The organism is Planctopirus limnophila DSM 3776 (assembly GCF_000092105.1).
Lineage (GTDB): Bacteria > Planctomycetota > Planctomycetia > Planctomycetales > Planctomycetaceae > Planctopirus > Planctopirus limnophila.
Map to the genome: position 1 here is coordinate 1322780 of NC_014148.1, position 13960 is coordinate 1336739.

A 13960-nucleotide genomic window follows, 5' to 3' on the forward strand; every position below is an offset into this window, starting at 1 on the left:
CCACACGCGTCGCATGGCCGGAGGGGGAAAACTGTACTTCTTTACGTCATGCCAAAGAACGACTCAAGCATCGATGGAGCGCCAGCGTAGCCGCCCCACAAAAATTTCGCAGAAATCAACGAGTCCTGACCCGAATGGCACTGCCGGTTGGTATATCGAGAGTTACATCGACATGGCGGCTGTGGTGATTAACAACGCGTCATCGCGTTGACCACTTTCCATTGATACCCGCAAGGACTTGATTGCGAGCGGCCTCGCGGGGTGCGGCGAGCAGGGCGATGGGACTGGGGCGGCGTTTGACCGCGCGGGGCTCCATTCGATCCGGGCGGTGGCCGACACGATGCGAATAACCGTTGATCATTCGCAGCACAATGAGGAGTTCTACATCGGTTCTCGTATGGTCGCGCGGCATCGCGGCCAGCAACCACATATTGGCCAGCATTTGTTAAGGATGCGGCAAAGCTCAACTGTTCGGGTCGGACTTCGCCGCCCAGTGCCGACTGCAGCATGGACTGACGGATCAGGTTATACGCCAACAGGCCCGTCCAGAGTTCTTGTCGCACCCATGCCGGTTTCGTGCAGCGCAGGACGGCCAGATCCATCGTGGCCTTGATGTCTCGCAGTTCGAGTTCCACAGTCCACCGGCGGCGGTAGAGCAGGGCCAGTTCCTCCCGTGGAAAACGTCTGTGATCTCGCAGCGACGTGACCACCACCAGGGAGGCGGTGCGGAAGCCGGGGACGGGGACCTGCACCTCGATCTCACGGACTTCCAACTGATCGGGCAGACGATCATAGGTTGCCTGATCGAGCCACGCGGGCTTTTGCGGTTTGGCCCAGGCCACGACGTGATCTCTCTGGCCCAGCCGTTTCCCCTGGTGGAAGTCTGCAATCCGAAACTGGTGCAGCCGAGTTACAAACTCGACCCCCAGTTCTTGCAGCAGTGCCAGCATGAACCAGCCGCCGTAGTACCGATCTGACAGCACCAGATCACCCGCTTTCAACTGATCGAACAACGTTCGAAACAGAGCCGTCTCACCGGTCGCCTTTCCTGCACAGGGACCGGTCACCAGAGCCAGAATCATCCCTGTCGCGAGCGATGTCAGGGCCACGGCCCGCAGGATGGGAAATCCCAAGCCTTTCCCCTGCGAAGAGGGTTGAGGGTACTCCGCCTGATTCTCCTGGGTGTCCGGCATCGAGCATGTGGTGCCATCAATGACCAGCGTGCGGAATCCATGCCAGCGCCACTTGTCGGGAACCGCTGCCTCACACCTCTGGCCGACGCCGACTGCCAGTCGCTGGACGACACCTTCCGGAATCTTGGCCCGCGCGCGACAGTAGGCACCGGTGTTCGTCGAGGAGATTCTGATGCCCGATAGAGCGTAGTACACCGCCACGCGCTGAACCGCCGCGCGACAGGCTCGTTGAACGTCGGTGAAGAGGGCTTGAGAGAGCATGGCCCATAACGTCACGCCGCGTGTGTAGACCAGCCCGCCATCCTCGATCGATGCCTGTTCGCTTACGCACGGGTCTCTTCCAAACGAGACCTCTTCGGCCTCAAAAACCTCTTCCAACTGCCGCGTTGTCAGCGCATCCGAGAACGGCAGACCTTCGTCCTGCCAGAAAGACTGCTTCACGAGTTCAAATGATCTATCTCTGCCGAGGGCTCTGGAAGTAAAAGACATGAGACCTTCCCTGGTCAAGCTGGCCAGCACCCAGGAAAGGTCTCACGCCGGGCGAATGATAGGCCGGAAATGTCTCCACGCCAAGACGAAAACCTGATTACGCCCGCCCCTCCCGGCCATCAAATCACCGCCAGCACATGCCCCTCGCGCGTGCCTCCTACCGCTACGCGCTATCAACGAACTATCAAACCAGCGGTAGTGCCATTCAGTCCTGACCCCTTTGTTCTCCCTGACCCCTTTGTTCTCCCCGCGGGGGATAACAAACACACACCAAATCTCTATTGCCATTTTTCGATGTGACGGATTCCAGCCTTGAGTGATGTGGCAAAGAGTGAGGGTAATGATGGCTTCCGTAGCAAGTATTCTATCCTAGCCTTTACTCGAACAATTGCGTGGTCAACACTCTGTTGTGTCCCACCTATCTCACTTGCATAACCTGCATAGAAAGCCAAGCCAGTAGCAGAAGAAAACACCTGGCCCATACGCTTGGACTGCAGGCCGTCAGCCAAGGCATACAAGACGTCCGTTTTAGTGACATGTACTTCAATTATCCTCCTGATTGTCTGGTGCCATTCTAGCACTGGGTAGGTTCTAATCATTTCTTGCAGAAGGTGGCGCGAAAACGTTAAGTGATTGTTGTCACCCAGCAACGCTCCGCAGAGCACCGCTCTTGACCGCATACTCAACCCATCACGCCCTCCGTGTTTATAGGAAAGCTCACCATTGTCATAGGCTTCGACAACTCTAAACAGAAACATCTCGAGACCTTGCTCAATCTGAGTTTTTTGGAAAGAGGAGGAGAGGGCAGCTAGGGCTTCTTTCTCAGAGAGATCTCCATTGCGTATGACGCAATCTAGATTGCCATCTTCCTGATCTCTCCTCCAAATTTCCACAAGTCGATCTACCACGCTACTCATAAAATCTCCAGAAAACTACTAGTCTGCATCACTCGTAAAAAGGCTGAACAACCCCCGGGTCAAACTTCGCTCCTTGTTGTGTCAGCTCATTGGCTGCTCGTTTCAGCGCGCATCCATTTTTAATTTGCCCCTTGAAATAGTGGCCAGTCGAGTCGTTTAGTTTGGTCACAATACCATCTTTTACGCTGATGTCGCCTGCAGCGGCTACTTTTCCGCCAGAGCTTAGGCTAGAGTGGTGAATGACACCGTCTTTTGGCTCGGGATGAATAAAAAACCTTCCATACTCATCCATGATGTAGATTCCGCGCGATGTGTTGACTCGCTGCGAAGACTGTGCGTAAATCAGCCTTCCTTCTGCGTCAACAACAACGAGGTAGGCCTGCACTTCGCTTGCTGTGAAGTACCTTACGCCCCTTGCCAAATCTTCGGCTTTCATGCCTCTGTTCATCCCAAAGAGCTCGTCGAAATATTTACCCCTAGGTCTTGTCTGCTTATCTGGGGGAGGGAAAAGATCATCCCACGATCCGTTGAATTCATATGTTCTCTTAACGGATCGGTTACATTGGCTACGGCATGTATTGGATCCCCACAAATACAGTATGGCTGCCAAAGAGTCGGCGGCAGCAGCATCATAATCTCCATTAATGAGATGGTACAATCCTTTTCCGGCATGAACTGCCCCACCACCAAGACTCACTGCGGAGGCCGCCTTCAATAAAGTGGTGGATTTGAAGGCTGCTCCGAGTCCTCCTAAAACGAGAGTCGCATCTCCAATTGCTGAAAGTGCTGCTCCACCCCACTGACCCTGGGAAGCTTGATTGATTGTCCCCAATATGGGGAACCGATTCTTGAAGTTTTCACAGACCTGTTCGCTGCTGTTCCTAAAAAACTCGGCGCAAATACGACGCATTTCCTCATCCGAGCCATTTCCTTGACCAACAATCCTGAGCCTTCCTCCCGTAAAGAAGCCAGGGGATTCATATAGCAGCCATAAGTAGACTGGTTCACAACCAACATCGACTTTAATTCTGCAAAGACGGCCTGCAAAATCTTTTGAGTGAAAGATCGGGCAGCAATCGCCGTTATCGAATAGCCGCGAAGCAATCTTGGAGTCTGAAACATCCAGAAGATCCTCCACCGATTTTACTCCCAGCTCTTTGTAAGCCTTCTCTAAGCAATCCTTTATGGACTGGTCTGTCTTATTGGGAGTAGTACATGTCGAAGATTGGCTTCCCGCATTAACAGGAGACGACTTTCCGAAAGCGGCCACGGGCGTTTTGAAGCCCGTGCATGGCTGCCCATTCTTCAAAAACCATGCATTCCAGTCGCTTGATTTTATCACGCTACCCGAACGAACGGCCAATTCCACCTGTTTTCGCAAAACACATAATTGGTCTTGCATGCCAATACCGAACGGGAGATCTACCGTTCGAACGACAACCTCTTGCGAGTCCCTGTGAATCAATTGACCCACGAACCCATTCAATTCCGGGTTCTTGGCCCCTTCGACGACAACAAGCTTTGATCCGCCAATGATTTCAGGAGGTGCGGTCACGACACGTGCAGATTCGTCTAATCCACTCGGGTCGGTTCTGTTGATCGGATCATTACCCACATACCGGTAGAAGTTGCTGTCACCGGCTGCAAGACCCAGCGGGTCTTCCGAGGTAAACCGTGCTGCCTGGGGATCGTAATCCCTGGCACGAAGGTTCGCTAAACCAGTCTCCTCATCTTGCCGGTAGCCTTGTTCACCCACCCAGGTGTAGGGATTCTCGGTGGAGCCGGTCGAAGAGATCTGGCGACCGAACGCTTCGTAGCGATACTCATCGGCAGGACCACTGTTGTCAAACAGGCTGCGGGTGCTGCCCAGGTCATCAAAGAGATAACGGCTGGTGACGTCATCCTCCCGCCGACTGATCAACTTGCCATATCCTCCCGGCTGCACTGTGTTCTCGGCCACCACAATGCCGAATTCGTCCACCTCTTTCAGGATCGACTGGTCATCCCAGATATAGCGTACGATCTCGGCTCCATCATTCCGCTCGATCTGCCGCTCGTCGTTGGCTTTGTTAACCGGAGCCCAGGTGTAGGTCACCACGGCACCCAGGGGTGACTCAAATGCGATGTTGTGATTCAACGCGTCGTAAGTGAAGGTCGTAATGTTGTCATTACTGTCAATCATCGACCGCCGGTTACCCGCCAGATCGTAGGTGTAACTGTAGACGCCATTGGACAACTGTTGGTTGGCAGCATTGTAGGTGTAGCTGAACGAGTCATCATCATCCACCGTCTTGACGAGAAGATTCCCTGCGGGGTCATAGGTATAGGAGGTTCGACTGAATCCTGAAATGTTGGCTCGTTCGGTTGTCAATTGACCGGCAGGGTCATAGCTCCAGGTGGTGCGAATCCCACTGTCTTCGATACAGGTCTGCTTCCTGCCTGCGGCGTCATACCGATAGGCGAAAAGTGAACCAAATGTTCCGGCACCTATGGCTGTGGTTCGTCCTGCGGGATCGTAGACGTAGGTAGTGACCAGATTCCCGACAGACTTCAACACAACCTGACCGTTGGCATCGTAGGCCCAGGTTGTTCGCTGAGATTGAGGATTCACCAGCGAGGTCATCCGCTGATTGGCATCGTAGCTGTAGGTGGTCCGGGCACCCCCCGGATGAATCAACCGGCTGCGCTGGCCAACGGCATTCCAGTTCCACTGCAGAACCTGCCCATACGCATAAGTGAGTGATACCACTTGACCAATGGGATCGTAAGTGCGCGTGAATCTGCCCACTGAAGTCCCGGTGATGGTGGGTTGTCCGGCGGCGTCGTAAGTCCAGGTCATGAGGGAACCGGCGGCATTTCTCACCGCAGGTCGACTGGCGGCATCATACGTGGTGCTGACTCGTAGAGATCGTGGATCAATCTTGACAATCAACTTCCCAGCTGGATCGTAAGCCATCGTTGTACGAAGCCCCAATGGATTCACCTGCCGGATCTGTTGTCCGGCAGCATCGTAGACCATTGTTAACCGATGCGCCAGCGGATCGACATTGGCAATCGTCTGACCTGCCCGGTCATAGACTGTGGTCACTCGCCCGCCATTGGCATTGACCTGAACGATGGTTCGTCCAGCAGCATCGTAGACAGTGCTGCTGCGATATCCCAGTGGGTTGATCGTCGCGATTGTCTGGCTGGCCGGATTATAAAGAGTTGTGACACGTTGCAGCAGTGGATTGATGGTGGCGATCTGCCGCCCGGCGAGGTCGTAGAGCATGGTGGATCGCTGGTTGAGTGGATCCAGCATCGCCACTGTTCGACTGGCAGCATTATAGATGGTAGTCGATCGCCCATTCAGTGGATTGATCGAGGCCATCGCTCGACCATCGGGATCGTAGAGTGTCGTTGAGCGCTGGGCGAGAGCGTTCACTGTGGCAATCGACTGCCCAGCGGGATCATAAATGGTGGTGGTTCGCTGCTGACGAGCGTCAATGCTGGCCAACAGCCTTCCCGCTCCGTCGTAGATGGAACTGGTGCGATAACCGAGAGGATTAACCTGCGAGATCGTTTCGCTGGCCGCATTGTAGACCGTGGTCGATCGCTGCAGCAGTGGGTTGATGTTGGCAATGACTCGTCCGGCGAGATCGTAAAGGGTTGTTGTTCTTTCCAGCAGCGGGTTCGTTATTCGCAGAGGTCGTCCAGCCAGGTTGTAAGTCGTTGTGGTCCGGAATCCGAGAGGATTCACGCTGGAGATTGCTTCACTGGCAGCGTTGTAGACCGTGGTGGTGCGATTACCCAGCGGATTCACACTCGCAATGGTTCTCCCAGCAAGATCGTAGAGTGTGGTGGTCCGCTCGTTGAGCGGGTTGATTCCTGCGATGACTTGGCTGGCCGCATCGTAAACGGTGGTAGAACGCCGGGAGAGGGGATCAATCGACGCGACGACCTGGCTGTTGAGGTCGTAAATGGATGTGGTTCGATTCCCGAGAGGATCCACCGCGGCAATCACTCGACCATTGGCATCGTAAACAGTGGTGCTGACTTCAGAAAGAGGATTGATGCTCGCGATCGACCGGCCTGCGAGATCGTAGATGGTTGTCGTCCGCTCCAGCATTGGAGTGACATTCGCAATAACCTCAGCAGCAGCGTTGTAGATGGTTGTGGTACGGTAACCAAGAGGGTTGACCCCAGCGATGTTTCGGCCTGCGGAATCGTAGACAGTCGTCGCGCGTTCATTCAATGGATTGATATTGGCGATGGTCCGCGAAGCCTGATCGAAAATGGTCGTTGATCGGCGAGCCAAAGGATCGAGGCTGGAGATTGCTTCCCCGGCAGCGTTGTAAACGGTAGTGGTGCGATTGCCCAGAGGATTCACGCTCGCAATGGTTCTGCCAGCGAGATCGTAGAGTGTGGTGGTCCGCTCGTTGAGAGGGTTGATTCCTGCGATGACCTGGCTGGCCGCATCGTAAACGGTGGTTGAACGCCGGGAGAGGGGATCGATCGATGCGACGACCTGACTGTTGAGGTCGTAAATGGAAGTGGTTCGATTTCCCAGGGGATCCACTGCGGCAATCACTCGACCATTGGCATCGTAGACGGTGGTGCTAACTTCAGAAAGAGGACTGATGCTCGCGATCGACCGGCCTGCGAGATCGTAGATGGTTGTCGTCCGCTCCAGCATTGGAGTGACATTCGCAATAACCTCAGCAGCAGCGTTGTAGATGGTTGTGGTACGGTAACCAAGAGGGTTGACCCCAGCGATGTTTCGGCCTGCGGAATCGTAGACAGTCGTCGCGCGTTCATTCAATGGATTGATATTGGCGATGGTCCGCGAAGCCTGATCGAAAATGGTCGTTGATCGGCGAGCCAAAGGATCGAGGCTGGAGATTGCTTCCCCGGCAGCGTTGTAAACGGTAGTGGTGCGATTGCCCAGAGGATTCACGCTCGCAATGGTTCTGCCAGCGAGATCGTAGAGTGTGGTGGTCCGCTCGTTGAGAGGGTTGATTCCTGCGATGACCTGGCTGGCCGCATCGTAGGTGGTCGTCGAAACACGGTTTAGCGGATCGATACTGGCTACTGCCCGACTATCGATATCGTAGAGAGTTGTCGTTGTGTGGTTCAGTGGATCAATCTGAGCAACCGTGCGGCTAGCAGCATCGTAGACAGTGGTCGTCACTTCTCCCAAGGGGTTGACGTTCTCGATTGCGCGGCCAGCTACATCGAAGACTGTGGTAATGCGGAATCCTAAAGGATTGACAGTGGCAATAGAACGGCTGGCGTCATCGTAGACCGTCGTGGTGCGTTCACCCAGGGGTTGAATAATGGCAATGGTACGACCGGCAGCGTCGTAGAGACTGGTGGTGCGTTCGCTCAGAGGGTTGATATTGGCGATAACTCGGCTGGCCAGATCGTAGATCATGGACGTTCGCCGCCCCAGCGGATCGATTTGAGCAATCGTCTGCCCGGCCTTGTTGTAGCAGGTCGTGCTCGTTTGATTCAGCGGATTGACACTTGCGATCCTCCTGCCCGCGAGATCGTAGATTGAGGTCGATCGCTGCGACATGGGATTCATGCTCGCAATCGTCCAACCGGCTGCGTTGTAGATGGTGGTGGAACGACGGGCCAGAGGATCGACTGAAGCAATCGAGCGTCCTGCAGCATCGTAAACCGTCGTCGTCGATTGATTGAGTGGGTTCGTCGAGCGAACGACTTCTCCGGCAGCGTTGTAGGTGGTTGACGTGCGACGACCGAGGGGATCAATGGACGCAATTGTTCGGCTGGCAGCATCGTAGACTGTCGTGCTGCGAAACCCGAGTGGTGTGACTGAAGCAATCGTGCGATTGGCGAGGTCATAGACCGTCGTTGAGCGTTCCGCCATTGGATTGAGCATTGCGACTGGGCGGCTAGCGACATCGAAGATTGTCGAGATTCGATCCGACAGGGGATTCAATGAAGCGATGGTTCGGCTTTGGATATCATAAACTGTTGTATTTCGTTCCCAAAGCGGATTGATACTTGCCACCATTCGACCACCATCATCGTAGATCGTCGAATTGCGGTAGCCGAGAGGATTGATGGTGGCGATCGTCTGGCTGGCCGCGTTGTAGAGGGTGGTCGTCCGCTCGGATTGAGGGTTGATTGTGGAGATCTGACGTCCCAGGGCGTCATAAATCGTGGATGAGCGGCGACCGAGTGGATCAATGGTGGCAATCACTCGATCATTGGCATCAAAAATGGATGTTGTACGTTCATTGAGCGGGTTGATCGTAGCGTAAGGACGTTTAACGATATCGTACAACGTGGTCGTCACATCACCTAAGGGATTGGTTGTGCGAACCACATTGCCGTCGGCGTTGTAAGCCATCGACGTCCGCTGTCCCATGGGATTGATTGTGGCAATCCGGCGGGAATTCTGGTCATAAACCATGCTGGTCCGTCGACCCAGCGGATCGATTGTGGCAGACACCAGCCCCTGTAAGTCATAGAGAGTCGTAGTTCGCTGGCCCAGAGGGTTAATGATGACTGATCGATTGAGTTCAGGATCGGAGATCGAGGTGGTACGATGATTCAGGGGATTGATGGTGACAACATCGGATCCATCGGCACTGTAGAGATAGGTGGTGATACCTCCGGTTGGCTCAGTGCTTTGAACCACTCGTCCAAGAATATCTCGCACAAGTGTGGTGCGACCTCCAAGCGGCTGAATTGTCACGATGGGATTCAGAGCTGAGTCATACAGATAAGTTGTTCGTGCACCGACTGAGTCAATTTCCGCTGTAAGAGTTCCATTATCGGCGTAAATTTGTGTCGTACGACGTCCGAGCGGATCAATGACCCCGATGAGTTGTCCTTGTAAATCATAGATCGATGTCGTTCGGCTACCCAATGCATCAACGACCGCAGAAATCTGATTGTTGGAATTCCATACGGCGAGGGATGCATCACCCCCAGGAATCGCTCCAGAGATCAATTGTCCTACTGAATTATACGCAAATTGGCTTTCGGTATCATCAGGCCAATGGATGTTCTCCAAGACAGACACGCCAGTTGAAGTCAATCCGTAACCAAATGTTGTCACAGCTCCGGCAGGGCTGACAAGTCTTTGAAGTTGCCCCTGGGTATTCCAAGAGTAAGTGGTAACCTGTGACAGTGGAGCTCTGATACTAGACACATAAAGCCACGAATTGTACGAAATCGTGGTGATGCCTCCGGAGGGATCAACAACTTTTGTATGAGGGTTTCCGAAGGTGTATGTATAAACTCCACCTCCCGGAAGTGTCATTTGTCTGACACGGGAAACATTATCGTACGCGTAAGTGACTCGGCGACCTGAAGTTTCGATATGTGTCGTCATTTGATGGGCCGAATCATAGACCATCGTTATGACTTTTGCATCGGGTCGAATGATCTGTGTCAGATTCCCAGAACTGTCAATTGTAAAAGTAGTTCGGCGGCCTGATGGGTCTACAATCGTGCGTACGTTTCCTGAGGAATCGTAAGAGAACGTAGTGGCCTTGTTTCCGGGTGATGTGACTTTCGTGACCTGACCTGTCGCATTGCGAAAAAAAGTCCATCCAAGAGTACCATTACTGTTAATTGAGGTGAGTAAGCCATCAGAGGAGTATCTTCTTGATAGGCCATCTCCAAAATTTTCAACAAACTCTCCAGAGGAGATCTGCTGCAGGCTTGTAGTTAGTGATCCTGGACTCTTGAAAAAGCCTGTTGATGAACTTTTGTCTGTATAACGCGCAGTCTCCCCGCTACCTCCAATCGTAATCGCCGTTGAAGAGTCAATCATGCTGACGACGGGATTAAAGACGTTAGCCCAGCCATAGCCATAGCCACTGTTTGTCATCGCGGCACGTGCGGCATAAGTCAAGTTTGGTAACGCAGCGGCTCCACCAACTTCGGGCGGTTCAAATTGGTAGGATAGATTCCCAGTGGAAATGTTGATCTCTGCAGGAGAGCTTGTCGCGCCGGGTAGTACTGGGAGAGTCTGGCTCTGAGCTTCCTCCACAAATCCAACTGATTCGGCAAGTGCGTCCAAAGATGCTTGTTGCGTCTGCGGACGTACTCCGAGATTCGTTTGACACGAACTGCGGGGTGAACATTTGCTGTTGCGCAGCGATTTGTAATTCGGAGCATCCTTCTTTGGCTTGTATCTTGCAGGTATGGAGATACCGATTGGAGATTTTGCAGCACCACATGTTGTTGACGATCCGCAGCCCATGAAGTTCTCCAGTCGAGTGTAGTCTGTTATGAATGCTTGAAAAAAAGGGAAGGCTGTTCTAACAGTGTTTATGTTAGCGTTGAACAGGAGAAACACAGAATGCGTTATGTATTTCACGCATTCGTGCCGGTGTGAGATAGTGGCCTGTGATTAAGTTGTTAGAATGACTGGGCCATGGTCCTCGCTGATCACCTTCAAATTGTTTCGAGTCTAAAAGAAGTATGCCAGCATTTTTCAGGAGCTCGGCCACTCCAACATCTTCTGGTACACCCACGTCGAGATCTGGAGCGTCAGCAATAACTAAAGCTGACTTCCGGGAGAGAAGATATCCAGCTCCTCCACTCGCAAATCCTCCGTAGTTTCTCCCCACGTAATCAGCTTGAAGGGTTCTTACGAATTCCTTGAGTCTTGGAATTGAGACATACGTGTCATCATCGCATTTGAAGAGCCATTTAAAAGAACGGAAGCGAGTTGCCCAGCGGCAGAAATGCTGAACTTTGTGGATGAGTGTGTCGTAGGTGTCTTTGCAGGGCACCCGAAGTGTTCCAGTGTTTGAGAGCGACATGATATTTGCGTCGCCTTGAATGAAGACACTTTCAACGTCATCTCCGATTGGGGCCCATGTGTCGCGAATAGCTTCTCTTTTGTCCCGGTGATGGGTTGCAGATAAGACTCCAATGATCAGTTCGACTTCATTCTGGCGTCTATCGACTGGTGATTGATGGCTCTTTGTAATTAATTTGGACCTGGAGGAAGCATCTGGTAGATCATCAATACGTTGCTCACAATTCAGACAATTGATGAGATCTTTTCGTCTCTTGCCCAGAGTGACCAAGCCATGTTTTCGACAATCAAATGTTGTAACCAATTGAGATTGCATCGACGGGCAGCCGATATTGCAGAGGACAGCTCCGCTTTTTCGTCCGCGAAGAGTGCAGGGAAGCGCCTCCAAGAGTTCCTCTTCACCCGGTTGAAGTTCTGTAAGCAATAGGTTTACTGTTGCCTTCTTTTGACTGGGAGTTCGACTTTCGAGTGACGATGGAAGTTGACCTCGAAGACGTGGAACGACACCGAGTTCCTTCATTAGATCGTCAAACTCAACCTCGGTAAGTCGGCCTGGTTTGGTATACGCTGAGCGAATACCTGATAAATCTGGATAACCTAATTCTCGGTATCCAAGAAGGTAATTTTTTGCTCGTTGTCGCCAGTCAAGTCCGGTGTATGGCACGCCGTCGACATATCCAAATCGATGCACCCAGCGGAGCCAAGGAAGGCACCAGGTTTGCCGACCGGCTTGACGATACTTTTCTTGGACGTAACCTTCTTCTCCCCCAAAACCTCGAATTTCGGGATGGAATCCCAGCCAGGAAGTTCTTTTGGCGCTGAAGAGTCCCATCCCATTCATGACAATACGGAAAGGTGGAAACTCTGGATCTTTTGCTGGCTCGAATACCCCCCAACGTCCAAACATTCCATCATCTCCCCATCTCTCTGAAAAATGGGTTCCAACAATTCTTGAGCGGCCATGAGAGTCTTGCATGCTGTAATGAAGACAGGGGCCCTGAAACAAGTCATCTGATGTTTCGGACTCCCAATAATTTACTAGCCTGGCAAGAACACCTGGCATGAGCATGACATGGCTGTCAAGACATACAACAGCATAGCCAGTGGCCTGTCGGAAAACTTCTTGCTTAGCTGGGGCGGTTCCCTGTTTGTCAGTAAAAGGAACGTATCGTGCGTTAGGTATTTGTGATACAAGATCACGATTGGGCTTTCCGTGCTTTCCTTCTGGCGCATTGTCTATAACGATGATCTCAATTCGGGAGGAGAGATCGTCAGCAAGTTGTGTTTTATGGAGATCAATCAGTGTTGGCCAAAGGCCATTAAAATCGTGGCAGGTTGGTATCCCCACGGTGAGTACGGGAGTCAAATCTATCTCCTTAGTTGCTTCACCTTTTTGTTGCTCATGAGGCGGTAATGAAGCCAAAAAGTCTGTCTTGCGTGATATTGATTAATGGTCCTGTTGCATACGATTACGTTCAGGGTTGATCAGGCCCCTCTGTGGTCGTTGGGCCCTCTGTGGTCGTTGGGCCTGCTGTGGTCGTTGGGCCTGCTGTGGTCGTTGGGCCTGCTGTGGTCGTTGGGCCTGCTGTGGTCGTTGGGCCTGCTGTGGTCGTTGGGCCTGCTGTGGTCGTTGAACTTGAATGTGAACTGCTGGAAGAAAATGATGAACTGCTAGAGCGTGAAGATGATGATGAACATGGGGTTGCTTGGCACTGCACATAGACACCTTCCCCTGGGAGTTCTCCTGGTCCTGAAGGCGGGCAAGCATAACAACCTTGGGTGCAATCACTATTCTCAAGTTCCCACGCTGAGCCATCCCAGATAAAAAAGGCAAAGCCCTCACATGCAGGTAATGTTGTATTAGAGGGGGATGAACTGCTCGGGCTCGATGAACTGCTCGGGCTCGATGAACTGCTTGGGCTTGATGAACTGCTTGGGCTTGATGAACTGCTTGGGCTTGATGAACTGCTCGGGCTTGATGAACTGCTTGGGCTCGATGAACTGCTTGGGCTTGATGAACTGCTCGGGCTTGATGAACTGCTTGGGCTCGATGAACTGCTTGGGCTTGATGAACTGCTTGGGCTTGATGAACTGCTTGGGCTTGATGAACTGCTTGGGCTTGATGAACTGCTCGGGCTTGATGAACTGCTCGGGCTTGATGAACTGCTCGGGCTTGATGAACTACTCGGGCTTGATGAACTACTACATGCTGTCGATTGGCAAAATACTGTTACTGTTTCTCCGATCTCGCTTCCATCAAAATCTGGCGGACAAGGCCAGCAACCTGAACTGCAATAATTGTCGACCAGAGCCCAATTGGTACCGGTCCATTCATAAAGACCTTCTCCCTCACAGGCAGTGGGAGTTGTTGTTGAATGTGGCGAAGAAGATGATTGCGAAGAAGACGGTGATGAAGAAGAGGAACTACTTGAGCTTGATGAAGTGCAAGGAACAGTGTTAGGGGTGCAGGGGACTACAACCTCCTCTTGAAATTCGCCTTGCCAGGCTGGAGGACAGGGGCGACAGTCGCCTTCAGGGTCGCAGTCACTCTCCAGTAGGGTCCATTCGCAGTT

The 13960-nt window shown here is 52.7% G+C and carries 5 protein-coding genes; 1 reads left to right on the forward strand and 4 read right to left on the reverse strand.

Features of this window, described 5'->3' with window-relative positions:
* Positions 1 to 188: 188 nt before the first annotated feature.
* The 4 genes from PLIM_RS05400 to PLIM_RS22470 all read right to left on the reverse strand — a co-directional run bounded on the left by PLIM_RS05400 (position 189) and on the right by PLIM_RS22470 (position 12810).
* A complete protein-coding gene (locus PLIM_RS05400; RefSeq protein ID WP_013109318.1) occupies positions 189 to 1682 on the reverse strand; it encodes an IS4 family transposase in 1494 nt (497 codons plus the stop codon).
* 278 nt (positions 1683 to 1960) lie between these two features.
* Positions 1961 to 2599, reverse strand: a complete 639-nt coding sequence (locus PLIM_RS05410; protein WP_013109320.1) for a hypothetical protein — start codon at positions 2597 to 2599, stop codon at positions 1961 to 1963.
* Between the two features lie 28 nt (positions 2600 to 2627).
* Positions 2628 to 9971 (reverse strand): RHS repeat-associated core domain-containing protein, encoded by a 7344-nt coding sequence (locus tag PLIM_RS05415; protein ID WP_230849404.1) that lies wholly within the window; start codon positions 9969 to 9971, stop codon positions 2628 to 2630.
* Positions 9972 to 10896: 925 nt separating this feature from the next.
* Entirely contained in the window at positions 10897 to 12810 is a 1914-nt protein-coding gene (locus PLIM_RS22470; protein WP_081440216.1) for a glycosyltransferase, read from the reverse strand.
* Between the two features lie 356 nt (positions 12811 to 13166).
* Here PLIM_RS22470 and PLIM_RS24355 point away from each other — a divergent pair, with 356 nt between their 5' ends.
* Positions 13167 to 13685: a hypothetical protein gene (locus PLIM_RS24355; protein WP_013109324.1), complete on the forward strand. Its 519-nt coding sequence runs from the start codon at positions 13167 to 13169 to the stop codon at positions 13683 to 13685.
* Positions 13686 to 13960 lie beyond the last annotated feature (275 nt).